The 22,813-nt window shown below is 66.6% G+C and carries 23 protein-coding genes and 1 tRNA gene; 16 read left to right on the top strand and 8 right to left on the bottom strand.

Annotated elements, in window-relative coordinates; genetic code table 11:
• Positions 1–75 precede the first annotated feature (75 nt).
• Positions 76–152, top strand: a tRNA-Arg gene (locus V3B48_RS03315).
• Positions 153–1,539: 1,387 nt separating this feature from the next.
• Here V3B48_RS03315 and V3B48_RS03310 read toward each other — a convergent pair.
• Positions 1,540–2,430 (bottom strand): dihydrodipicolinate synthase family protein, encoded by an 891-nt coding sequence (locus V3B48_RS03310; protein ID WP_329893165.1) that lies wholly within the window; start codon positions 2,428–2,430, stop codon positions 1,540–1,542.
• A gap of 108 nt (positions 2,431–2,538) precedes the next feature.
• On the opposite strand from V3B48_RS03310, the gene V3B48_RS03305 reads away from it, so the two are divergent.
• Positions 2,539–3,012 (top strand): GNAT family N-acetyltransferase, encoded by a 474-nt coding sequence (locus tag V3B48_RS03305; protein ID WP_236494430.1) that lies wholly within the window; start codon positions 2,539–2,541, stop codon positions 3,010–3,012.
• A 7-nt stretch (positions 3,013–3,019) separates the two neighbouring features.
• Here the strand turns inward: V3B48_RS03305 and V3B48_RS03300 are convergent, their stop codons facing one another.
• Positions 3,020–3,577, bottom strand: coding sequence for a GNAT family N-acetyltransferase (locus tag V3B48_RS03300; protein ID WP_329893164.1), 558 nt, complete (start codon positions 3,575–3,577; stop codon positions 3,020–3,022).
• A gap of 146 nt (positions 3,578–3,723) precedes the next feature.
• Between V3B48_RS03300 and V3B48_RS03295 the strand changes: the two genes are divergently transcribed.
• On the top strand, positions 3,724–4,617 hold the full coding sequence (locus V3B48_RS03295) for a helix-turn-helix domain-containing protein (RefSeq protein ID WP_049421337.1): 894 nt from the start codon (positions 3,724–3,726) through the stop codon (positions 4,615–4,617).
• On the opposite strand, the gene V3B48_RS03290 is transcribed toward V3B48_RS03295, so the two are convergent.
• On the bottom strand, positions 4,565–5,395 hold the full coding sequence (locus tag V3B48_RS03290; protein ID WP_032127431.1) for a universal stress protein: 831 nt from the start codon (positions 5,393–5,395) through the stop codon (positions 4,565–4,567). The two genes, V3B48_RS03295 and V3B48_RS03290, sit on opposite strands and share 53 nt — an antisense overlap.
• 171 nt (positions 5,396–5,566) lie before the next feature.
• On the opposite strand from V3B48_RS03290, the gene V3B48_RS03285 reads away from it, so the two are divergent.
• Positions 5,567–6,133 carry a transcriptional regulator gene (locus V3B48_RS03285; protein WP_071228897.1) on the top strand — a complete coding sequence of 189 codons (567 nt, stop codon included), beginning with the start codon at positions 5,567–5,569 and terminating at the stop codon, positions 6,131–6,133.
• A 31-nt stretch (positions 6,134–6,164) separates the two neighbouring features.
• Here V3B48_RS03285 and V3B48_RS03280 read toward each other — a convergent pair whose 3' ends face one another.
• A complete protein-coding gene (locus V3B48_RS03280; protein ID WP_010482617.1) occupies positions 6,165–6,524 on the bottom strand; it encodes a response regulator in 360 nt (119 codons plus the stop codon).
• Positions 6,514–7,650: a PAS domain-containing sensor histidine kinase gene (locus V3B48_RS03275; protein ID WP_032127429.1), complete on the bottom strand. Its 1,137-nt coding sequence runs from the start codon at positions 7,648–7,650 to the stop codon at positions 6,514–6,516. The genes V3B48_RS03280 and V3B48_RS03275 overlap by 11 nt, the downstream gene beginning before the upstream one ends.
• Before the next feature lie 178 nt (positions 7,651–7,828).
• Between V3B48_RS03275 and V3B48_RS03270 the strand changes: the two genes are divergently transcribed.
• The 5 genes from V3B48_RS03270 (at position 7,829) to V3B48_RS03250 (ending at position 13,977) form a co-directional block, all read left to right on the top strand.
• Positions 7,829–10,939 carry a response regulator gene (locus V3B48_RS03270; RefSeq protein ID WP_329893163.1) on the top strand — a complete coding sequence of 1,037 codons (3,111 nt, stop codon included), beginning with the start codon at positions 7,829–7,831 and terminating at the stop codon, positions 10,937–10,939.
• Positions 10,936–11,760, top strand: a complete 825-nt coding sequence (locus tag V3B48_RS03265) for a CheR family methyltransferase (protein ID WP_032127427.1) — start codon at positions 10,936–10,938, stop codon at positions 11,758–11,760. The genes V3B48_RS03270 and V3B48_RS03265 overlap by 4 nt, the downstream gene beginning before the upstream one ends.
• The gene (locus tag V3B48_RS03260) at positions 11,760–12,335 is read left to right on the top strand and encodes a chemotaxis protein CheB (RefSeq protein WP_329893162.1); all 576 of its coding nucleotides are present in this window, start codon (positions 11,760–11,762) and stop codon (positions 12,333–12,335) included. The genes V3B48_RS03265 and V3B48_RS03260 overlap by 1 nt, the downstream gene beginning before the upstream one ends.
• Positions 12,332–13,465: a hybrid sensor histidine kinase/response regulator gene (locus tag V3B48_RS03255; protein WP_182267704.1), complete on the top strand. Its 1,134-nt coding sequence runs from the start codon at positions 12,332–12,334 to the stop codon at positions 13,463–13,465. The genes V3B48_RS03260 and V3B48_RS03255 overlap by 4 nt, the downstream gene beginning before the upstream one ends.
• 83 nt (positions 13,466–13,548) lie before the next feature.
• Positions 13,549–13,977, top strand: a complete 429-nt coding sequence (locus tag V3B48_RS03250; protein WP_032127425.1) for a BLUF domain-containing protein — start codon at positions 13,549–13,551, stop codon at positions 13,975–13,977.
• Positions 13,978–13,980: 3 nt separating this feature from the next.
• On the opposite strand, the gene V3B48_RS03245 is transcribed toward V3B48_RS03250, so the two are convergent.
• On the bottom strand, positions 13,981–14,301 hold the full coding sequence (locus V3B48_RS03245) for a metalloregulator ArsR/SmtB family transcription factor (protein ID WP_071228893.1): 321 nt from the start codon (positions 14,299–14,301) through the stop codon (positions 13,981–13,983).
• Positions 14,302–14,387: 86 nt separating this feature from the next.
• Here V3B48_RS03245 and V3B48_RS03240 point away from each other — a divergent pair, with 86 nt between their 5' ends.
• From V3B48_RS03240 to V3B48_RS03230, 3 genes are all read left to right on the top strand, one after another.
• On the top strand, positions 14,388–14,825 hold the full coding sequence (locus tag V3B48_RS03240; RefSeq protein WP_329893161.1) for a YeeE/YedE thiosulfate transporter family protein: 438 nt from the start codon (positions 14,388–14,390) through the stop codon (positions 14,823–14,825).
• Complete coding sequence (locus V3B48_RS03235; RefSeq protein WP_329893160.1) at positions 14,822–15,235, top strand: DUF6691 family protein; 414 nt, start codon at positions 14,822–14,824, stop codon at positions 15,233–15,235. Before V3B48_RS03240 ends, V3B48_RS03235 begins: the two co-directional genes overlap by 4 nt.
• Positions 15,236–15,302: 67 nt before the next feature.
• Positions 15,303–16,355, top strand: a complete 1,053-nt coding sequence (locus tag V3B48_RS03230; protein ID WP_032127421.1) for a linear amide C-N hydrolase — start codon at positions 15,303–15,305, stop codon at positions 16,353–16,355.
• Here V3B48_RS03230 and V3B48_RS03225 read toward each other — a convergent pair.
• Positions 16,352–17,131: a DUF6491 family protein gene (locus V3B48_RS03225; protein WP_329893159.1), complete on the bottom strand. Its 780-nt coding sequence runs from the start codon at positions 17,129–17,131 to the stop codon at positions 16,352–16,354. The two genes, V3B48_RS03230 and V3B48_RS03225, sit on opposite strands and share 4 nt — an antisense overlap.
• Before the next feature lie 81 nt (positions 17,132–17,212).
• Between V3B48_RS03225 and V3B48_RS03220 the strand changes: the two genes are divergently transcribed.
• Positions 17,213–17,911: an AraC family transcriptional regulator gene (locus tag V3B48_RS03220; RefSeq protein WP_032127419.1), complete on the top strand. Its 699-nt coding sequence runs from the start codon at positions 17,213–17,215 to the stop codon at positions 17,909–17,911.
• 160 nt (positions 17,912–18,071) lie between these two features.
• A complete protein-coding gene (locus V3B48_RS03215) occupies positions 18,072–19,022 on the top strand; it encodes a DMT family transporter (RefSeq protein ID WP_049462024.1) in 951 nt (316 codons plus the stop codon).
• Between the two features lie 9 nt (positions 19,023–19,031).
• Here the strand turns inward: V3B48_RS03215 and V3B48_RS03210 are convergent, their stop codons facing one another.
• A complete protein-coding gene (locus tag V3B48_RS03210) occupies positions 19,032–19,352 on the bottom strand; it encodes a hypothetical protein (protein ID WP_162489745.1) in 321 nt (106 codons plus the stop codon).
• 27 nt (positions 19,353–19,379) lie between these two features.
• Here V3B48_RS03210 and thrA point away from each other — a divergent pair, with 27 nt between their 5' ends.
• Positions 19,380–21,884: a bifunctional aspartate kinase/homoserine dehydrogenase I gene (gene thrA, locus V3B48_RS03205; RefSeq protein WP_279912095.1), complete on the top strand. Its 2,505-nt coding sequence runs from the start codon at positions 19,380–19,382 to the stop codon at positions 21,882–21,884.
• Positions 21,881–22,795 carry a homoserine kinase gene (locus tag V3B48_RS03200; protein WP_049462022.1) on the top strand — a complete coding sequence of 305 codons (915 nt, stop codon included), beginning with the start codon at positions 21,881–21,883 and terminating at the stop codon, positions 22,793–22,795. Before thrA ends, V3B48_RS03200 begins: the two co-directional genes overlap by 4 nt.
• The last annotated feature ends 18 nt before the right edge of the window (positions 22,796–22,813 follow it).

The following is a 22,813-nucleotide window of genomic DNA, read 5'->3' as shown; positions in this document are numbered from 1 at the left end:
CTACTCCGAGGGCTCTGCAGAACGCCCCGCGCTTGGTCCATTCAGCCAGACGAGGTATCCTTTCCCGCTGCCAATGGCCCCGTAGCTCAGCTGGATAGAGCGTCCCCCTCCTAAGGGGAAGGTCGCCCGTTCGAATCGGGCCGGGGTCACCATATATCAATGGCTTGTGGCATTTGGCGGGCCTGCTGAATGTCTTGACGCGCCATTTGCTCGGCTGAGGCGGCAAGCCTCCATCGCGCGGCCCCAGCGGCAGGTGCGGCCTAATGGTGCCGGAGTTCTACTCCGTCGGGGGCATCCTCTCTGGGAGGCTTGAGCTGCGGTCATTTGTCCCGCCTTTTCTCATGAAGGGCAAGGAACGCGGCAATTGCGCTTGCAGCGACGCCCAGCAAAAAGCCGAGGACCATTCCGTCGAACCAACCCAAGCTCGCCACATTGCCCCCATGCAAAGACTGATGCGCGAATAGCGCTCTGCTGCTTGTGTTGTACTGCGAAGGGGAAAGGTATGGCCCCGGGCTTTCGCGGGCCTTACAGAGCGCAATTCGCGTCTTGGTGTCGCCAATCCCGGGTGATCTGCGCCAGCAGATTCAAGCTGTTGTTCCGCGGCGCGTTCACCGCGCGGCTGAGGTGGCAGGCCTCCATTACGTAGCCAGAAGGCACCGCGGACAGATTGCTGCCATGTACTACTCCTTCCAGATCACTGCCGTCTACCCGGAGCGGGGCCGGATGGCCGACCCAAAAGCAAAGCGGCGCATATGCCGATGAGTGAGCCTTGACCCAATCCAAGGCCGAAGTGGTTTCGACGGACCCTCCGGGTGCGGGCGAGCAACGTCGCGTCGGCGTCCGGTCCGAGCGATTCAGGCAGATCGTTGCTGCGTCCGCAGGATCTTCGACCGCCGGCCGTATCCTTCCGGCTGACGTCAGGGCCAGCATCCCGGCAAAGGCTGTGACCTTCGCGAGGCTCAAGACTTGGAGTTACGGTGAGCGGACACCGCATTGGGTGACGGCTTCGATGTAGCGAGCCTGTCGACGCTTCAGGAACTTGCTGTAGAACTTGATATCGCTTCCCCCTCCAGCTCGAGGGGCGACCTCAACAAACTCTGCTGGGACGCCGCCGCTGGAGGTCGACACGGAGTAGCCATCGGAACGCGGCTCAAGTACATACTGCCATCGTGATCCTCCGATGCTCACCTCTCCCCATGCGTCGCGGACACACGTGGCGGCGGCTAAGGGATCCTGATTGGACGAGAAAGTGGCTACAGGTCCGGAACTTCGCGTGTCGCCGACAGAGGTGCAGGCAGCCAACAGCATAAGTGTGCTTCCAGCTGTTGCCATCCTGATGTGTTGGGTCATTCCATGCATTCTGCACCTCCATCGGAAGTGGGGAACTGTGACGCAACCATGAGGAAGCTTCAACGGTGTAGTCGTGAGGTCGGCCAGTTTCTGGAGGTGATCTGAACCAAGGCAATGGACCCGGTGAGGCTGTGGGCGAGGGCCGAGCTCACCACCCGCCACACTGCACGGCAACCGCTCGCCGGGCTTCTACAACAACCCCAGTCCACCCAGCACCGCCGCGACCTCCTCGCGATCCCCGCCACGCAGCCCCTGCAACGGCAACGGCAGGCAGTTCTCGCCGCACAGTCCCAGCAGGGCTGCCGCGCAGGCCATGACGCGAATCCCGCCGAACCGGTCATACAGGGACCACAGCGGCGCCAGCCGCGCAGACAGGGCAATAGCACCCTCTTCATCGCCACTCCCCACGGCCCGCATGATCTGCAGCGCTACCTCGGGGAACAGCCCGGCGGTTACCGAATACCAGCCATCGCACCCCGCCAGCAGTCCACGCACCGCAGATGCGTCACCACTGACGCCTAGCGTCACATGTGCGGGAACGCACGCACGTAGTGCAGCAACGCGCGCGTCAGCCTCGACGGGATCATCAGCAAGGCGCGGAATCTTGATCGAAGCGATGTTGGGCAGTGCGGCGATCCGGCCATGCAGTGCATCGGTGAAGCGGAAGTGGGTGGTGCCTGGATTGTCGTAGACGCAGATTGGCGTGCGGACCGCTGCGCATATTGTTTCGAACAGTGCTTGCACCTCATGGTCCTTCAGGGGCTGGTAAGACACGGGGGCGAGCAGCAGGCCTGCAGCACCTGCATCCTCGGCGTCCAGGGCCAGCTCCAGCACATCGCGGGTACGCAATGCACCGATGCCGGCGATCACCGGAACACCCCCGGCGTGCGCGAGTGCTTCGCGCAGCACGCGCTTGCGCTCGTGCTTCTCCAGATAGGCGTAGCTGCCAGTGGAGCCAAGCACGCCCATCGAATCAACATCGGAATCGGCCAGGCGCTCGATCAGTCCGGCAAACGCACGAAAGTCGATGCCGGCTTCAGAGAGCGGGGTCAGTGGAAACGCGCTGAGGCCTTTGAACATGGGATCTCCCGAAGGGGGAATGGGCTGGACGCCTGGAATTGTTTATTGTCCTATGACAAAACTCAAGTGTCGCCACGCAGCGTGTCTAATCGCCACGAATGACGCACCATGCGGGTCATGAAACCAAGCCTTTGCGCCGTCCAGCCTTCCCACTACGCCACCATTGCCGATTGGCTTGATTCCGCCGAGGCCACCCAGCGCTGGGCGGGCCCCGGCGTGCCGTTTCCCTTGCCGCAGGAACGGTTCGCGCAGGTGCTCGAACTCGGGCCGAGGCCTGGCTGGGCGCTGCTTGACGAGCAGGGCCAGTGCCTGGGCTTTGGCCAGTACTGGATGACCGACGCCGGCACCGCGCACCTGGGTCGCATCATTGTTTCCCCGCTGGCACGCGGGCGCGGCCTTGGCCGGCTGCTCATGCAGGCCTTGAGTGCACAGGCCATGCGCGAAGACGGTGTGCAGCGCCTCACGTTGCGCGTCTATCGTGACAACGCAGCTGCCGTGGCCCTGTATCGCGACCTCGGTTTCCAGCAGGTTGATGCGTCCTCGACGCCGGAGCTTCTGTTCATGCAGCGCACGTCGGCCTGAACTTCGCTCATGCTGGCAAGGTGGCCTGCAGGGCACACCATTGTTCTCGGGTAATGCGGCTGATGTGCTCGGTGCGGTAGTCGCCGAGGAAGCTGTTGAACTTGTTCACTTCGGTATGGTGATGCTGGAAACCGCATTTGCTCTGCGCGGCCAGCGATTGCAGGTTGTCGGCGAAGTAGCCGCACCACAGCGCGTTCAGCTCCAGGTCCATGAAGGCGTGCCGCATCACTTCGCGCACCGCTTCGGGCACCAGTCCGCGGCCCCAGTACGGAACGCCGATCCAGTAGGCGATCTCACCCTCTCGATCGCTGATCTCGAAATTGCTGTCGGTGCCGATCAGGATGCCGACACAGCCGATCGCGTGGCCGTCCTCGCGGCTCTGCAGCGCGTAGACCTCTGGCCGATTGAAGACGGTGCGGATGATTTCGGTACTTTCCTCAACGCTGGTGTGCACCGGCCAGCCGGCGATGGGGCCCACGCGCGGGTCGCGGGCGTACTCGTACAGATCGGCAGCGTCGGTGTCGCGCCAGGGGCGAAGGATCAAGCGTTCAGTGTGCAGCTGCATATCGGTTCCACGGGAACAAAGAGAGTGCACAGGCTAGGTCGCCAGGCGCGATCGGCCCAGGGCGGGACCTTGATGGTTTCGGTACTTTTCACAACGGGTGGCCGAGCCCGGGTATGCTGGGGCCCGGAATACAGCCGGATCGGCCGATGGATCGCGTACCCCAGCTCCTGGACCAGGACGAATCCATGCGCCTGGAGGTCAGTACGCTGGCCGAAGGGCAGGGCGTCCCGCTGTCGTTCGGCCACGCTTATCTGGCGGTGCTGGTATGCGTATCGGGGCGCGCGCGCTTTGCACTGAACTTCCGCGAGGTAGCGGTGCAGCGGCACGATGTGCTGGTGCTGGCAGAGGACACGCTGGCGCTGCTGCGGCAGCGCTCACGCGGCTTTCTGGCGGTGGTCTGCCTGATGCCCAAGGCTCTGGCATCGGAGGTGGCCTATGTGCTTCCCAATGCACTGTTCAAGTTCCTGCACGATCAGCCCCACTGCGTGCCGTCGCCGCTGGACGTGCCGCTGCTGCAGGGCTGGCTGCAGCAGTTGATGGATGCGCAGCACAATGGTGGCCGCTATCGTCACGTGATGCTGCGCAACCTGCTGCAGACGTTCTTCCTCAAATTCGCAACGCTGTTGCCGGCGCGCAGTGTGGCCGTGGCGCAGGTCAGCCGACGCGAGCGCTTGGCCTGGAATTTCTGGGAACTGGTCGGTGAGCGCAGCACGCGCCAGCGCGACGTGCAGTCCTATGCCGACGCGCTGTGCATCACCCCGTTCTATCTTTCGCAGCTGACCCGCGAGTGCTTCGACGAAACGCCTAAGGCGTTGATTGATCGCCAGGTGGTGCTGGAAATCAAGGCGCTGCTGACCTACAGCGAATTGCCGATCGGTCGCATCGCCGAGCGACTGTGCTTCGAGGATGCGTCCTACCTGTGCCGCTACTTCCGGCGGCACACCGGGCAGTCGCTGACCGGCTATCGCCGGGCAGGGCAGGGCGGTACTAGTGCGACACGAACAAGGGCGCCGGTACTTCGGCCAGCAGATCCTCGGTGACCCCGCCGAGCACACGCTCGACCACCCGGCTGCGGCTGTAGGGGCCCAGCACCAGCAGGTCGGCGTCGGCATCGAGCACGTGCTGGCGGATGGTCGCGGCAACGCCGCCCTGGCTTGAACTGATCGCCTGGATCTCTACTTCGACGCCGTGCCGCGCCAGGTGCTGGGCCATCTCGGCGCCAGGTGTGGCCTCGGCCTTGGGCGTGTCGACCATCAGCAGGTGCACCGCTTTTGCACGTGCGAGCAACGGCAGTGCATCGGCTACTGCACGGCGTGCCTGCTTGCTGGCATTCCAGGCCACCACGATGCGATGGCCGACCTGGTCGCCATGCCAATGCGGTGGCACCAGCAGCATCGGCACGCCGGTCTGGCGCAGCGTTCCCAGCGGGTGCCAGCCAGAAGGGGCGCCGGGAGTACGCGGATAGCCGGCGATGATCAGGTCGCAGTACAGCGACTGCAGGGCCAGGTCGGCGCCGCCCAGATAGTCCGAGACGATGCGCAGTTCGGTGCTGATCTGCAGCGGCTCGGACACGGCACGCAGGTTCTGCATCAGCTGCGCGGTGCAGGCGGCATCCGCGCGCGCCTCGTGGTCGAGTGCGGCGGCAATGCCGGCACCGCGTGCGAAACCGTTGGCGATGTCGGTGGGATGCTGGGCGGTGGAGACCGCGACCAGATGGGCCTGCTGTGCCTGCGCCAGATGGGCGGCGATGTTGAGAACGCGGTCCCCGGTGTCGCTGGCGTCGAACAACACAGCGATATCGCGTAGTGGATGCAGCATGGCGTTGTCTCCTTCGATGCCTGTGACGCGTTCCCTGCCGTGCACCGACCCGGGTGCACCGGACGCATCCCTGTTTTAGCGCATCGGTGATCCGAATGAATCATCTTTGATTCAGTTTATTAATTGGTGATTCATGCTAGCGTGAGGGCGAACCCACACCTCAGCGCTTTCATGCGACCTGCTGCAGCACGCACCCGCCGCGACCTGCCCCACGCGCTGGCGGCCACCCTGGTCAGCCATCCACGCTGCACCCTCAGCGAACTCGCGCGCGGGGCCGGTATCAGCCGCGCGACTCTGTACCGGTTTGCGCCCACCCGGGAGGCGATCGACGAGGCACTGTTCGCGGCCGGCTTCGAGCGCGTGGAAGCGGCGGCGGTCTGGTTCGATGAGGGCGGTGATGCGCGCCACGTGCTGGAGCAGGTCACCGCCACGCTGCTGGCGGACTGGGAGCTGGTAACGCTGCTGTTCGCGCGGATGATGGAAGAGCAGCAGCGCCAGGGTGACCTGCATCTGCTGCCGGAGCGCTGGGCGCCGATCGGCGAGCGCTTCGAGGCCTTCTTCCTGCGTGGTCAGGCGGCCGGAGAGTTCAACGTTGGTTTCACCGCAGTGTGGCTTGCGGACTTCTACTGGACCTGCTTCTACGGCATCACCTGGTCACTGGCGCGCGGTCGGCTGGCGCCGGCAGCGGCAGCCTCTACGCTGCTGGCTTCGTTCCAGCGGGGGGCGATGACGGGTTGACCGCAGGGCCCTGCTGCCGGGGCACCGTGCCTTACGCCTGCTTCAACAACTGCACCAACTGGCGCAGCCGATACGGCTTGGGCAGGAATTCCACCTGTTCCGGCAGGGGCGGCAGCTGCGAGCGCGCATAACCGGACGACAGGATCATCCGCGCCTGCGGCTGTTCGCGCGCCACATGCTCGCTCAGTTCGATGCCGGACATGCCGTTGGGCATGCTGACGTCACTGAACACCACGTCGAAACGCGCTTCGCCCTTCAGCAGGGCGGCGGCCTCATGCGCATCGGCGGTCGTGGCCACGTCGATGCCGAGGTCGCGCAGGGCCAGGCCGATCATTTCACGCAGATCGGTCTGGTCTTCCACCATCAACACGCGGATCGGGTCATCGGTCATCGGCAGGGTCCTCCATTGCGGGGAGCAGCAGGCTGACCGTGGTGCCGACACCGGGCGTGGTGGACACGTCGACGAAGCCGCCGCTCTGGGTAGTGAATCCGAACACCTGGCTCAGGCCCAGGCCGCTGCCTTTGCCGATGTCCTTGGTGGTGAAGAACGGCTCGGTCGCCCGTTCGGCGATGTCGGCCGCCATCCCGTGGCCCTCATCGCAGACGCTGAGGGTGACATAGCCACGTTGCAGCGTGGAGTCCGCATCCGGATCGAGGCGATGTTCCAGCGCAGTGCCGATCAGGATGCGGCCGCCTTCAAGGGTAGCATCCGCGGCATTGGCGACCAGATTGGCCAGCGCCGTCTGCAGCTGCAGCGCATCGGTGTTGATCGCAGGCAGGCCGGGCGCCAGCTGGGCATCCAGCACCACCGTGGGCGGGCAGGCGCGTTGCAGGTCCGGCAGCCACTGCCGTATCAGCGCATTGATATCCAGAGGCTCGCGAATCAGGGTCTGGCCGGTGCTGAAGGCCAGCAGCTGGCGGGTCAGCAGCGCACCGCGATCGGTCGCAGTCTGCGCCGCATCAAGCAGCTCGGCGGCCCGTGCATCGTCACCGTTCACGCGCAGGGACAGCAGGTCCAGGGCGTTGCCGATGGTGGTCAACAGATTGTTGAACTCGTGCGACAGCCCGCGGCTGAGGCGGCCGACGGTCTCGAACTGTTGGGTATTGCGCAGCGCACGCTGGGCATCACGCAGCAGCCGCTGTGCCTGCCACTGCTCGGTGATGTCGCGGGTGATCTTGACGAAGCCGAGCAGCTCGCCTGCTTCGACGACCGGCTCGATGACCACGCTGGCACGGAAAGACGAGCCATCGCGGCGCACCCGCCAGCCTTCACTGGCGACGTGACCGTGCTGCGCTGCGAGGCGGAGCAGGCGCTGCGGTTCCCCGGCTTCGCGATCGGCAGCCAGATAGAAACGGCCAAAGTGCGTGCCGACCACTTCACCGGCTGAATAGCCCTTGATGCGCTCCGCGCCCGGGTTCCAGCTGCAGACGATGCCATCAGGATCAAGCAGGTACAGCGCATGGTCGCGCACGCTGTCGATCAGCAGTCGCAGTTGGCGGGAAGGGTCCGTCAGCACGGACGTCGTAGAAGCAGCTGCGTCCACGTGGAAATGAGCATTACCCCTGGGAGGGACGTGAAGCTAGGCAGTGCAGTGTGAAGAGTGCGTGCAGGCGCGGCACGTGCCAATGGTCCTGTGCGGCTGAATACGACACGGAGTACCATCACCCACCCTTTGTGCTCTGGAACCGACCTGCATGCGTCCTGGTGCGACTACGCGTGACCGCTGGATCTGGATGACCTCCGCCGTACTGCTGGCAGCGACCATTGCGTTGGAACTGGTGGTTCCGCTGGGCTACGCCGTCTGGCTGGCGTACTTCCTCGCTGTCGGCGTCACGCTGTTCCAGCGCAGTGCACGCGCGCCGTTCATCGTGGCCGTCGTCGCCTGCATCCTGTTGATCATCGGCTACAACGTTGCCCCGGCCAGCTCCAACTCGGCGTTCTCGTTCGTCAACCGCAGCATTGGCGGGTGTGCGTTCCTGATGATCGCGCTGATCGTCTCCCGCGCCATCCAGGCGCGGCGCGAAGCGATGCGCGCGCTGTGGCTGCAGGAGGCCGAGAACGCGGTGGCGATGAGCCTGCGCGGTGATCTGGGTCCGGAGCAGATCGCCGAGGCGGCGGCAACCAGCCTGGGGGCTCAGCTGCAGGCGGACGTCGCCGCGGTCTACCGCCTGGAAGGGGGAAGACTGCAGCTGACCGGTGGGCTGGCGTTGCCGTCCGGCATGCCGGCGTCGCTGGCATTGCAGGAGGGCGTGGCCGGGCAGGTGGCGCGCGACGAACGCATCCGCCACCTGCACGGGGGAGATGATGCGGTGCTTGAGCTGCAGACCAGCCTGGGGCGGTTGCCGGTGCGCGAGCGCATCCTGGCGCCGATCAGCAGCGACGGTGCGGTGGTGGGCATCATTGAACTGGGACGCACCCGCGCCGGCGAACAGGATCGACTCGATGTCGAGCTGCTGGAGCGCTGTGCCGAGACCATCGGCATGGCGCTGCGTGCCTCGCTGCTGCGCGCACAACTGGTGGTACTGCTGGAGGAATCCCAGCGCCAGGGTGAGGAGCTGCAGGCCCAGCAGGAAGAGCTGCGCGTGGCCAATGAGGAACTGGAAGAGCAGAGCCGCAGCCTGCAGCACTCGCAGACCCATCTGGAAGAACAGCAGGCCGAGCTGGAACAGAGCAACGTCCAGCTGGAGGAGCGCACCCACGAGCTGGAGGCGCAGAAGCAGGCGCTGCTGGTCGCGCAGAGCCAGCTGGTGCGCAACAGCAACGAACTGGCCGCCACTTCGCGCTACAAGTCCGAGTTCCTGGCCAACATGTCGCATGAGCTGCGCACGCCGCTGAACAGCTCGCTGATCCTGGCCAAGCTGCTGGCCGACAACAAGGACGGCACGCTCACCGAAGAACAGGTGAAGTATGCGCGCGCGATCCTGTCGTCCAACAACGATCTGCTGGCGCTGATCAACGACATCCTGGACCTTTCGCGCATCGAGGCCGGCCACGTCGAGCTGGCCGATGAAGTGGTGGTGACGGGCAGCGTACTGCAGCGCCTGCGTGAGACCTTCGAGCCGATGGCGCGGCAGAAGGGCCTGGCCCTGCAGATCGAGGCCGATGCGCTGGCCCCCAGCCAGCTGGTGGTCGACAGCCAGCGCCTGCAGCAGATCCTGAAGAACCTGCTGGCCAATGCGGTGAAGTTCACCGAGCATGGGAAGGTCAGCCTGCACGTGCGTGCGGGCGGTCAAGGACGCATCCGTTTCGAGGTCTGCGACAGCGGTATCGGCATTGCCCGCGAGCAGCTGCAGGTCATCTTCGAAGCCTTTCGCCAGGCCGATGGCAGCACCCGCCGCCGCTACGGTGGCACCGGCCTGGGCCTGTCGATCTCGCGCGATCTGGCCGAGCGCATGGGTGGCAGCATCCAGGTCGACAGTGAACCGGGTCGCGGCAGCTGCTTCATCCTGGAACTGCCGTTGCAGGGCGCGCCGGTTTCGGAACCGGGCGAAGTGCCTGCCGCCGCCTCAACAGCGCCTGCGCCGCAGCCTGCGCCGCCGATCGCTGCGCGCACCGCTGTCGCACCGACCGTTGCATCCGTGGCGCCCGTCACCGCCAGCGTGGCCGATGACCGCGGCCGTCGCCAACGCGCCGGCCGCTTGATCCTGGCCGTCGAGGACGACGCCACGTTCGCCGAAGCGCTGGTGGCCCTGGCCCATGAACTGGACTTCGACTGCGTGGTGGCCGGGACTGCCGAAGAGGCACTGACCCTGGCCAGCGAACTGCGCCCCAACGGCATCCTGCTCGATATCGGCCTGCCGGACGTGTCCGGCCTGAGCGTGCTGGAGCGCCTGAAGCGCAACCCCGATACCCGGCATATCCCGGTGCACGTGGTTTCGGCGATGGACCGCAGCCAGGTGGCGCGCGAGCTGGGTGCGATTGGTTTCGCGATCAAGCCGACCACGCGCGAGCGGCTGGTGACGGCCATCGAACAGCTGGAACAGACCAGCCAGCGCGACGTGCGGCGCCTGCTGATCGTCGAGGACGACAGCGAGCTGCGCCACAACCTGGAACTGTTGCTGGGCCGTGATCAGCTGCAGATCGTTGCAGTGGGAACGCTGGCCGGCGCGCTGGAGCAGCTCAGCACGGTCACCTTCGACTGCATGGTGATGGACCTGTCGCTGCCCGACGGCAGCGGCTACGACCTGCTCGAGCACATGGCTGGCAACGATGATGTCGGCTTCCCGCCGGTGATCGTCTATACCGGTCGCGCGCTCGGCCGCGAGGAAGAGCAGCGCCTGCGCCGCTATTCGAAGAGCATCATCATCAAGGGCGCGCGTTCGCCCGAACGCCTGCTGGATGAGGTCACCCTGTTCCTGCACAGCGTGGAGGCCAGCCTGCCCACCGACCAGCAGCGCCTGCTGCGCGAGGCCCGCCGTCGCGACACCGTGCTCGATGGCCGTACTGTTTTGCTGGCCGAGGATGACGTGCGCAACATCTTCGCGCTGTCCAGCGTGCTTGAGCCGCTGGGCGTGACGCTGGAGATTGCGCGCAACGGCCAGGAAGCGGTGGATCGCCTGGCTGAGCGCGAGGTCGACCTGGTGCTGATGGACATCATGATGCCGGAGAAGGACGGCCTGGCCGCGATGCGCGAGATCCGCGCGCAACGTCACCTGCAGGACCTGCCGATCATCGCGCTGACCGCCAAGGCCATGCCCGACGACCGCGAGCGTTGCCTGCAGGCCGGTGCCAACGACTACATCGCCAAGCCCATCGACGTCGACAAGCTGGTCTCGCTGTGCCGGGTCTGGTGCTCGCGGCAATGAACGAACAGGCGTTGTTCGACCTGGAGCTGAAGGTTCTTCTGGAGGCGCTGTACCAGCGCTACCACTACGATTTCCGCAGCTATGCGGTGTCGTCGCTGCGCCGGCGCATGCGCCAGGCGATGCAGCGCTATGAGTGCGAACGGCTGGTCGACCTGCAGTACCGGCTGCTGCACGAGCCGGAGCTGTTCGCCCAGGCCATGCAGTTCTTCACCGTGCAGGTCTCGGAGATGTTCCGTGATCCAGCGTATTTCCGTGAACTGCGCGAGCAGGTGGTGCCGGTACTGCGCACCTATCCCTCGGTGAAGCTGTGGGTGGCCGGTTGCAGCACCGGTGAGGAGGTGTGGTCGCTGGCGATCCTGCTGCATGAGGAAGGCCTGCTTGATCGCAGCATCGTCTATGCCACCGACATCAATCCGGCCGCGCTGGCCACCGCCGAGGCGGGCGCGTATGGCATCGACCGGATGGCCCAGTTCAGCCGCAACTACCTGGCTGCCGGTGGCACGGCGTCGCTGTCCGACTACTACGCCACGGCCTACGACGGCGCGGTGTTCGACCGCCAGTTGCGTCGCAACGTGGTGTTCGCCGACCACAGCCTGGCCACCGATACCGTGTTCTCCGAAGTGCACCTGGTGTCGTGCCGCAACGTGCTGATCTATTTCAACCGCGACCTGCAGGACCGCGCTGTCGGTCTGTTCCGCGAAGCGCTGGTGCACCGGGGCTTCCTCGGTCTTGGCAGCAAGGAATCGCTGCAGTTCGGATGCCACCATGACGCCTTCGAGGTCTGTTCGCGCGAGCACCGCCTGTACCGGAAGGTGGCCTGATGGCGCTGCCGGAGCGTCCTGCCGTGCTGGTGATCGGCGCGTCTGCCGGTGGCGTGGCGGCCCTGCAGGCGGTACTCGGTGCGCTCCCGGCGACGCTGCAGGTGCCGGTACTGGCCGTGCTGCACCTGCCGCGTGACCGCACCAGCCGCATCGCCGAGGTGCTGGCGCCGTACTGCGCGCTGCCGGTGCGTGAAGCCGAGGACAAGCAACCGCTGCGGCCGGGCACGGTGACGTTCGCGCCGCCGGATTACCACCTGCTGGTGGAGGACGAGGGGGCGGTGGCGTTGTCGGTGGATGCGCCGGTGCTGTTCTCCCGTCCGGCCATCGATCCGCTGTTCGACTCCGCTGCTGCGGTGTTCGGCAGGCGGGTATTGGCCCTGCTGCTGACCGGTGCCAGCAGTGATGGAAGCGAGGGCGTTGCCGCCGTGCGCCGCGCCGGTGGCCGTGCCTGGCTGCAATGTCCCGAGGAAGCCGAAGCGTCGATGATGCCGGCCTCCGCCCTGCAGTACGCCGGCGCCGATGCCGTGCTGCCCCTTGAACTGATGTGTCGTCGCCTGAAGGAGTTGTTTGCATGAACCTGCTGCCACCGGACCCTGCGCAGTCGCAGTCCCCGGTCAACCTGCTGATCGTCGATGACGTGCCGCAGAACCTGGTGGCCATGCAGGCGCTGCTGCAGCGCGAAGGCGTGAATCTGCTGCTGGCCGGTTCCGGCGCGCAGGCGCTGGAGCTGCTGCTCGAGCACGAGGTGGCACTGGCCCTGCTGGACGTGCACATGCCGGAGATCGATGGCTTCACCCTGGCCGAACTGATGCGCGGTTCGCATCGCAGCCGCGACGTGCCGATCATCTTCCTGACCGCCTCCCCGGATGATCCCCTGCGCGTGTTCAAGGGCTACGAGAGCGGTGCGGTCGATTTCCTGCACAAGCCGGTAGCGCCGCAGGTGATCCTGAGCAAGGTCAACGTCTTCATCGAGCTGTACCAGCAGCGGCAGCTGCTGAAGGCGCGCAACGAGGCGCTGGAACGCGCGCTCAAGCTCAACGAAACAATGGCGGCGGTGCTGACCCACGACCTGCGCACGCCGCTGTCGGCGATCCTGCTGTGCAGTGACAAGCTGGCGCTGGAGATCCCGCAGGACAATGCGGGTGCGCAGCAGACCCTGCAGTACTTGGAGGCCAGCACCCTGCGCATGGCACGCATGGTCGAACAGCTGCTGGACTTCTCGCGGATCCGCAGCGGTGGGCTGCGCCTGCAGGCCAGTGCCTGCGATCTGGCCGACGTGACCCGCGCGGTGGTGGCCGAAGCCGGCAGCGCGCATGGCGCGGACCGGATCCATCTGGACATGCACGGCGATACGCGGCTGCAGGGCGATCTGGACCGTCTCGGCCAGATTGCCGCCAATCTGGTCGGCAACGCGCTCACCCATGGCAGCGAGGCGAGGGTGGAGGTGGACGGGCGCGATCCGCGCAGCGTGCTGCTGCGGGTCAGCAATGCCGGCCGGATCGACGACGCGCTGCTGCCGCGGCTGTTCGAGCCGTTCAAGGCCAGCTTCCACCAGAGCAAGGGCCTGGGGCTGGGCCTGTATATCGTCGATCAGTTCGTGCGCGCGCACGGAGGGCGCATCGCAGCGCGCAACGAGGCCGGTCAGGTGGTGTTCGAAGCCCTGCTGCCGAGACGCGCAGAAGGGCTGCCTGCAGCGGCAAACTGAATTCTTCAGGAAACATCCACGGGCACTGAGACGGACTCGTCCGCAACTGCTACCGTGGGTGTACATCTTGTCAAGGAAGCACCATGCCACTGCGTGCCATCGCCTACGTCAGCCAGGCGTTGCCGGATCTTTCCGCTGAACGGTTGCAGGCGCTGGTCGACGACGCCGCCCGCTTCAACAAGATGGCGGGCGTGACCGGTGTGCTTTTGCATGACGGCGGGCGATTCCTGCAGTACATCGAGGGGCCGCCGGACGGTATCGATTCGGTGTACGAGCGCATCCTGCAGGCCGGCAGCCATGTCGACATCATCGAGCTGGCGCGCGGCCGCCTGGGCCAGCGTCAGTTTCCGTACTGGTCGATGCGCGCGTTGCCGGTGGATGCAGCACTGCTGCGCCAGCTGTCGGCCAGCGACTGGTCGGGTTTCAGCCGGGCGCTGGAAGGTGATCGTTCGGCGCCGACCCCGGTGGATCTGCTCGACAACGTCGTGCAGCCCGCCCTGCACGCCGGCTGAGCGTCAACGCGAAGTGCCACCGCAGTAGGCGGCATGCAGCGCCTGCAGCACGCCCAGTGCGGGCCCTTCAATCACGCGGTAGTGGATGGCCTGCGCTTCGCGACGCGTCGCGACGATATCCAGTTCGCGCAACACCGCCAGATGCTGTGACAGCGCCGATGCGCTGAGGCCGGTCAATGCCTGCAGTTCCGGTACTGGTGCCTCACCTTCGACCAGGCGGCACAGCACGCGCAGCCGCGCAGGATGGGCCAGGCTCTTGAGCAGCGTTGCAGCCTCTGCGGCGTGTTCGGCCATGGCGGCGCTGTCGAGCGGGGTGCGGGCCATGGTTGACCTTTTTGTTTAGAAGTGTCTAATTTAGATAAATCTAAATCAAAGGGCAATCCCATGAGCGGCGTGAAGGAGGGCAGGGCGTGAACCTGCCATGGACTGCGGTGGCTGGCGGGGCGCTGATCGGCGCCGCCGCGGTGTTGCTGCTCGCCACACTCGGGCGCGTAGCGGGTATCAGCGGGATCGCCGCGGGCAGCCTGCGCGCAGCGGAAGGCGAGCGCGGCTGGCGCTGGGCATTCCTGCTGGGCCTGCTCACAGCAGCGGGGCTGGTGCTGTGGTGGCAGGCGTTGCCCGAGGCCTCGCCACGCGTGCTGCTGCGCGATGCCTTGCCGGCCTGGCAGTTGATCGGCGCCGGCCTGCTGGTGGGCTTCGGCACGCGCCTGGGCAGTGGTTGTACCAGTGGTCATGGCGTCTGTGGCATGGCCCGAGGCTCGAAGCGCTCGCTGCTGGCAGTGCTGGTGTTCATGGCCTGCGCGATGCTGACCACGTTCCTGGTCCGTCACGGCGGAGGCCTGGCATGAGCCGCGCGGTCGTGGCCGCCGCGGTGGCAGGTGCGCTGTTTGGCGCGGGGCTTGCGCTCTCGGGCATGACCGACGCGCGTCGCGTACTCGGCTTCCTGGATGTGGCCGGTGATTTTGATCCGACGTTGATGTGGGTGCTGGGCTCGGCACTGCTGGTCAGTGCCGTCGGGCAGCACTGGGTACTGCGACGCGCGCAGCCGTGGTTCGCGCTGCGCTTCCAGCTACCCAATGCACGTGATGTCGATGCTCGCCTGCTGCTGGGCGCTGCACTGTTCGGTATCGGCTGGGGATGGGCTGGTTACTGCCCCGGACCGGCCATCGCCGGGCTGGCTGTCGCATCGCGTGAAGCGCTGTGGTTCGTGCCTGCCATGGTGGTGGGCTTCTGGCTGCAGGATCGCTTCGTGCGCTGAGGCTTCACCCCTGTGTCACCATGGATCGGGTCAGATCGACGGACCACGGGGAAAGGAGCGTAACGACATGGCACGGATGAAGTGGAAGGGAAAGGCAATGCTGGCCATGGCGCTGGCATCTGCGATCACGCCGGCACTGGCCTGCACGCGTGCGGTGTATCGGGGCGACAACGGCGATGTGATCACTGCGCGCTCGATGGACTGGAAGGTCGATGTGGCGACCAACCTCTACGTGTTGCCGCGCGGCATCGCACGCACCGGCCTGGCCGGTCCGAAGTCGCTGGCCTGGACTGCGCGCTACGGCAGCGTGGTGGCCACCGGCTACGACGTGTCGACCACCGATGGCATGAACGAGAAGGGCCTGGTGGCCAACCTGCTGTGGCTGGTGGAATCGGAGTATCCGCAGCAGCGTGGCAACAAGCCGGGACTGGCGATCTCGCTGTGGGCGCAGTATGTGCTGGACAATTTCGCCACCGTGGACGAGGCGGTCGCGGCGCTCAAGCGTGAGCCGTACTCGATCGTCACCGACAAGGTGCCGGGCGAAGACCGCCAGGCGACGCTGCACCTGTCGCTGTCCGATGCCACCGGCGACAGCGCCATCGTCGAGTACATCGGCGGTCGCCAGGTGATCCACCATGACCGGCGCTATCAGGTGATGACCAATTCGCCGATCTTCGAGCAGCAGCTGGCCCTCAACAGTTACTGGCAGCAGATCGGCGGCACGGTGATGCTGCCGGGCACCAACCGCTCCGCCGATCGTTTCGCGCGCGCCTCGTTCTACATCAACGCCATTCCCAAGGCCGAAGATCCGGTGGAGGCGCTGGCCAGTGTGTTCAGCGTGATCCGCAATGCGTCGGTGCCGTATGGCATCACCACGCCGGGTGAGCCGAACATCTCATCCACGCGCTGGCGCACGGTGGCCGATCACAAGCGGCGGCTGTACTTCTTCGAGTCGGCGTTGACCCCGAACACCTTCTGGGTCGATCTGAACAAGGTCGATTTCGGCGGCCAGGTGCTCAAGCTCGATCTCGGCAAGGACCAGCGCAATACCTTTGCCGGCGATGCACTGGGCCAGTTCGTGCCCAGCGCACCGTTCACCTTCTTGGGCGTCGACGGTTAGTTCGACGCCTGGCTGGAGGCCGGGTAGACCGCCTGGATCGCGCAGCTGCCGCGGGTGTACTGCGGCAGCGGGGCGATGCTTTCACCGCGCAGATCGTCTGTCTCGAACTCGGCAGTCATGATCCGATCGCCGGGATTGCCACAGATCAGGCCGTTCTGCAGGCCCGAGTGGAAGCTCAGCTGCGGCGCTCGGTCGAGCTGGCGGCAGTGGCTGCCGAGTTCGACCCGGTAGTAGCGGTGGCCGCCATTGCGGCGCGGATTGGTCTCCACCAGCATGCCCTGCGGGTCGGACGACCACGCGCGGACGTTGCGGGTGGCAAAGCAGTACGACGGTGAGCCGCCGAAGCTGCGGCGGATTTCCCTGCGCTCGCGGATGGTCACGGCGGGCAGGGTGGCCGTGCGCAGGCGGTCGCTGTCGCGGGCGACGCTGGCGTAGTCGCGATCCTGCAGCGGGGTGACCGCACTGACGGCGCAGCGGCGGCCGTCGACCACGACGCGTTCGCTGGGACGACCACAGGCCCAGCCGGCAGGTGCTTCCAGCTTCAGCGAGGTGGCACCGCGGACGCCGGGACAATCTCCGTTGAAGTCGATCCGATAGGCCTGACCGGAGGCGGCGCGCAGTGCGATCGAGCGCGGTGATGCCTGCTCCACTTCCTGTACGCCGACCGCGTCCATGCAGTGCGGGGCCGGGGGCGTACGCTCCTGTGCGGACGCCGAAGCTGCGAGCGCCAGGCCGAGGCTGGTGGCGAGCACCAGTGACACCTGCCGATGGGCCATGTCCTGCACTCCCTGCGTTGGATGACGGATCGACTATAGCAGCGGTTTGCACGGCCGTTGCTACACGCGCACACTGCGCGGATGGGCGCCATCTTCCATCTGCGGCACTACGGCCAGGCCACCGGCCTGGACCGCCATGACTACGCGCAGTGGGTGCTGCCGCTGCAGGGCGAACTGCACTTCGAGATGGAAGGCCGCGGTGGCCGCCTCGACCTGCTGCAGGGGGTTTTCGTTGCGGCCGGCGAAGCGCATGACCAGATGGCCGATGGCCCGAACGGTTTCGTGATCGTCGATTGTCCTCCCGGCGTGCTTGATGACGGCACGCAGGAGCATCTGTGCCGGCAGCGCTGGCTGCACCTGCCGCATGCGCTGCGACAACGCCTGGCGGGCGTGCAGGACGGGCAGCCGATGCCGGCCCTGCTGCCGCAGCTGCTGCAGGTATTTGCACCGGCCGGCAGTGGCGCGCGCATGCAGGGACTGTGTGCGGCAGTGCAGGCCGATCCGGGCCAGGCGTGGCCGGTGGCGCGCATGGCCGCGTCTGTCGGGGTCAGCGAGAGCCGGTTGCACGCGCTGTTCCAGCGTGAGTTCGGGCTCAGCCCCCAGGCATGGCTCAGTGCATGCCGGTTGCGTTGGGCCAAGCACCAGCTGCGCTCCAGCACGGCGCCGATCAGTGATATCGCGCTGGCCGCAGGCTATTCCGAGCAGAGTGCACTGACCCGCGCGCTGCGCCGTGAGTGTGGGCAGACCCCGGCCGCGTGGCGCAGGGGCGCCGGACTGTAGCGTCGAGCCATGCTCGACGGCTTCTGCACCGGCCACCTCGCGAACGGCAGTCGAGCATGGTTCGACGCTACAAAGGCGGCAGGGCAGTAGCCTCGGTCAAGAGCGTCCAGCGGCCAGCGCTTACACTGCGCGACCTGTTCTCTCCCCCCGAAGAACCCGAATGCGCAACAACCCGATGGCCCTGGGCATCGCCAACGGCGTTGCCGCTGGCGCGCTGTGGGGCGTGGTCTTCCTCGCGCCCGCCGTGCTGCAGTCGTTCAATGCCCTGCAACTGTCGGCCGGCCGCTATCTGGTCTACGGTCTGATCGCTGTAGCCCTGCTGCTGCCGCGCTGGAAGCGGCTGGCACCACGGCTGGGCCGCGCCGAGTGGATCGGCCTGTTGTGGCTGAGCCTGGCCGGGAACCTGGTGTACTTCCTGCTGCTGGCGACGGCGGTGCAGTGGGCCGGCGGTGCGGCGGCGTCCTTGATCGTCGGCCTGATTCCGGTGGTAGTAACCCTGGTCGGTGTGCGCGAGCAGGGCGCGGTGCCGCTGAAGCAGCTGCTGCCGGCACTGGGCCTGTGCGTGCTGGGCGTGGCACTGGTTGGCTGGGAAGCACTGATGTCTGAGCACCTCGCGACACCGTGGCGGCAGCGCCTGATCGGCCTGCTGTGCGCGTTCGGCGCGCTGTTCTCGTGGGCGTTGTACTCGATCGGCAACAGCCGCTGGCTGGCGCGTCGACCGGATCTGTCCAGCCACGACTGGTCGCTGCTGACTGGCGTCACCACCGGCGGCCTGGCTCTACTGCTGGTGCCGATGGCCTTCATCGGCCACACCGGCGGGCACACGGCGGCGCAGTGGAGTGGTTTCTGGGCGATCAGCGCGGGTGTGGCGGTGGTCGCCTCGATCCTTGGCAATGCGTTCTGGAACCGTGCCAGCCGCCTGCTGCCGCTGACCCTGACCGGCCAGATGATCGTGTTCGAGACCCTGTTCGCGTTGCTCTACGCATTCGCCTGGCAGCAGCGCTGGCCCTCCCTGCTCGAAGCGCTGGCGATCGTGTTCCTGGTGGCCGGCGTGATGCTGTGCGCGCATGCGCATCGCACGCCCCGCGCGATCGCCGAACATGCCGGCTGAATGCGGCCGTCAAGCATACTGATGGCCGCTTTGTCTCAGATGCAACCAAATGCCGGCACGTTGGCCGATGATCGCGGCAACGACTTTTTGCACCGCAGCACTTGACAGCGGCCCGGCGCACGGTGTTTTCTGTGCGTCATGGTTCTTGATGCCGCCCACGCCAGCCTGATCGCCTCCGCTACTGCGGGCCGTTCGACTGCGCCGGTCGCCACCACCACCATTACCACCACCACCGTCACCACTGCCCTGGTGCGGCCCGTCGTCTTCGTGTAACTCCCGAAAACCACGGCCCCGCACCATACAGGTGGCGGGGAAACTCGACACCTGCATGCGACGGGGCCTCCTACCGAGGTCTGCATGTCTTCCCACGCCCCCGCTCATCCCGTTGCCCCGGCCGATCTGGCTGCACCGTCCATCGTCGTGCACAAGTTCGGCGGCACCTCGGTGGCCGATGCCGAACGCTACCGCCATGTTGCCGGCCTGCTGCTGGCCCGCCCCGAATCGCTGCAGGTCACTGTCGTCTCGGCGATGAAGGGCGTCACCGACGCACTGATCGATCTGGCCCAGCTGGCAGCCAAGGGAGACGAAGGCTGGCGCGAGGCCTGGCATGCGCTGCGCGCGCGCCACCGTGGTGCCGCCGTGGCCCTGCTGGGCGAGCAGGTGGGCGAGACCGTTGAATGGATCGACGCCCGCTTCGATCAACTGGCCGACGTGCTGGCGGCGTTGGCGGTGATCGGCGAGCTGCCACGCGAAGTACTCGACCGCGTGCAGGGCCTGGGCGAAGTGTTTTCCGCGCAGCTGCTCGGCACGCACCTGCAGGCGCTGGGCGCAGACTGTGCAGTGCTGGATGCGCGCGACGTACTGGTGGTGGGGCATGGCGAACTGGGCGTGGATGTCGACTGGGAAGCCAGTGCCGACCGCCTCGCCAAGTGGCGCCTGCAGCATCCGCAGCCACGCCTGGTCGCCACCGGCTTCGTCGCCCGTGACCGTCATGACCGCATCACCACGCTCGGCCGCAACGGCAGCGATTACTCCGGCGCGATCTTCGCCGCGCTGTTCAACGCCGATGAACTGCACATCTGGACCGATGTCGACGGCGTGCTGTCGGCCGACCCGCGGCTGGTGCCCGAGGCGGTGCAGTTGGAGTCGCTGAGCTACGACGAGGCCTGCGAGCTGGCTTATTTCGGCGCCAAGGTGGTGCACCCGCAGACGATGTCGCCGGCGATCCGCCTCGGCCTGCCGATCTTCATCCGCAATACCTTCCAGCCGGCGCATCCGGGGACGCGCATCAGTGCCGAGCGCTCGCCGCGTGGGCCGGTGAAGGGCCTGACCCTGAGCCCCGGCTTGGCCCTGCTGAACCTGGAAGGCACCGGTCTGATCGGCGTGCCGGGCACTGCAGAGCGCGTATTCGCCGCCCTGCGCCAGGCGCAGGTGTCGGTGGTGATGATCTCGCAGGGGTCGTCGGAACATTCGATCTGCTGTGTGGTGCGTGCTGCTGAAGCCGGCCGTGGCCGCGAGGCACTGCTGCACGCGTTCGCGCATGAGCTGTCGGTGGGCCAGGTGCAGCGCGTGCAGGTCAGCGAAGGCGTCAGCGTGCTGGCCGCGGTCGGTGACGGCATGGCCGGCCAGCCCGGTGTGGCCGCACGTCTGTTCGAGGCGCTGGGCCGTGCGCAGGTGAACATCCTGGCGATCGCGCAGGGCTCGTCCGAACGCAACATTTCGGTGGCGGTGGACAGTGCCGATGCCACCCGCGCCTTGCGCGCTGCACATGCCGGCTTCTGGCTGTCGCCGCAGACCTTTGCGGTCGGTGTGATCGGGCCGGGCAACGTCGGTGCCGCACTGCTGGACCAGCTGCTGGCCGCACGCCCGCAGCTGCTGGCCAAGGCCAATGTGGATCTGCGCCTGCGCGCGCTGGCTTCGCGTTCGCGCATGCGTCTGGAAGTGGATGGCCTGCACGCCGACTGGCGGGAGGCCTTGCAGGAAGCAGGTGAGTCCAGCGATCTGGATCGTTTCACCGAGCACCTGCTGGCCGCCCACCTGCCGCATGCGGTTGTGATCGACTGCAGTGGCAGTGCTGAGGTGGCCGAGCGTTATGAGGGCTGGCTGGCGGCCGGCATCCACGTGGTCACCCCCAACAAACAGGCCGGCGCCGGGCCGCTGCCACGTTACCAGCGCATCCGTGCTGCAGCGGCGGCCAGTGGGGCGCGTTTCCGCTACGAGGCCACGGTCGGCGCAGGCCTGCCGGTGATCACCACGCTGCGTGATCTGGTCGATACCGGTGACGAGGTGCTGGCGATTGAAGGCATCTTCTCCGGCACGCTGGCCTGGCTGTTCAACCGCTTCGATGGCATCCAGCCGTTCTCGCAGCTGGTCGCGCAGGCGCGGTCGATGGGCTACACCGAGCCGGACCCGCGCGATGATCTTTCGGGTGTGGATGTGGCGCGCAAGCTGGTGATCCTCGCCCGTGAAGCCGGCCACGCGCTCAGCCTGGAACAGGTACAGGTGGAAAGCCTTGTGCCGGCGCTGCTGCGCGAGGGCAGCGTGGATGACTTCATGGCGCGGCTGGGCGAGTCCGACGCCAGCCTGCTGCAGCGCCTGCAGGATGCGCGGGCGCGGGGGGCGGTGCTGCGCTATGTGGCACGGCTGGGTGCCGACGGCGCCTCGGTCGGCCTGCAGGAACTGCCGGCCGATCATGCCTTCGCCAACCTGCGGCTGACCGACAACGTGGTCCAGTTCCGTACCCGCCGTTACTGCGACAACCCGCTGGTGGTGCAGGGGCCGGGCGCCGGCCCGGAAGTCACCGCGGCGGGTGTGTTTGCCGACCTGCTGCGGGTCGCGGCCGGTGAAGGAGCGCGCCTGTGATCGCACGTGCGTTCGCGCCTGCCTCGGTGGCTAACGTGGCGGTGGGCTTCGATATTCTCGGCCATGCCATTGCCGGCATTGGCGATACCGTGAGCGTGCGCCGCATCGATGAGCCGCTGGTGCGCATCGAGGCGATCCGCGGCAGTGCCATTGAGTTGCCGCTGGATGCGGCTGGAAACACTGCGGGTGCAGCGTTGATGTCGCTGCGCGCAGGGCTGGGCCTGGACTTCGGTTTCGCGGTGGAGATCGACAAGGGCATTCCGTTCGGTTCCGGCATGGGCGGTTCGGCAGCGTCGAGTGTTGCGGCGCTGGTCGCCGCCAACGCGCTGCTGGATGTGCCGCTGTCGCGCGAGGCGTTGTATCCGTTTGCGCTGGATGGCGAGGCGGTGGCCAGTGGTGGCCGCCACGGTGACAACGTGGGGCCGCTGCTGCTGGGTGGTCTTGCGCTGTGCACGGCCGACCGGCTGCTGCCGATTCCGGTGCCGGCTACCTGGCACAGCCTGCTGGTGCATCCGCATGCGGTGCTGGAAACGCGCCGCGCACGCCAGGCGCTGCAGGGCAGCTATGCGCTGGGCGAGTTTGTGGCGCAGAGCGCGAACCTCGCACTGGTGCTCAGTGGTTGCCATCGCAGCGATGCCGCACTGGTGCGCGCGGGACTGCGCGACGTGCTGGTGGAGCCGCGCCGGGCCGGATTGATTGCCGGCTTCGAAGCCGCACGTGATGCGGCGCTGTCGGCCAATGCAATGGGCGCAGGCATCTCCGGTGCCGGTCCCAGCGTGTTCGCCTGGTTCGAGGATGCCGACCAGGCGCGTGCCGCCGCCACACCGGTGCAGGCCGCATTTGCAGCCGCAGGTTTCGACAGTGACGCCTGGGTGTCGCCGCTGGATGCACCGGGAGCCCGCTTGTGCTGAATCCTTCCCCTTTACTGG

The sequence above is a fragment of the Stenotrophomonas sp. SMYL20 genome (genome assembly GCF_036320045.1).
In the GTDB taxonomy this organism is placed as follows: Bacteria; Pseudomonadota; Gammaproteobacteria; order Xanthomonadales; family Xanthomonadaceae; genus Stenotrophomonas; species Stenotrophomonas maltophilia_A.
Note: the sequence above shows the minus strand (reverse complement) of the source record. Positions and strands in the feature narration are given on the sequence as shown.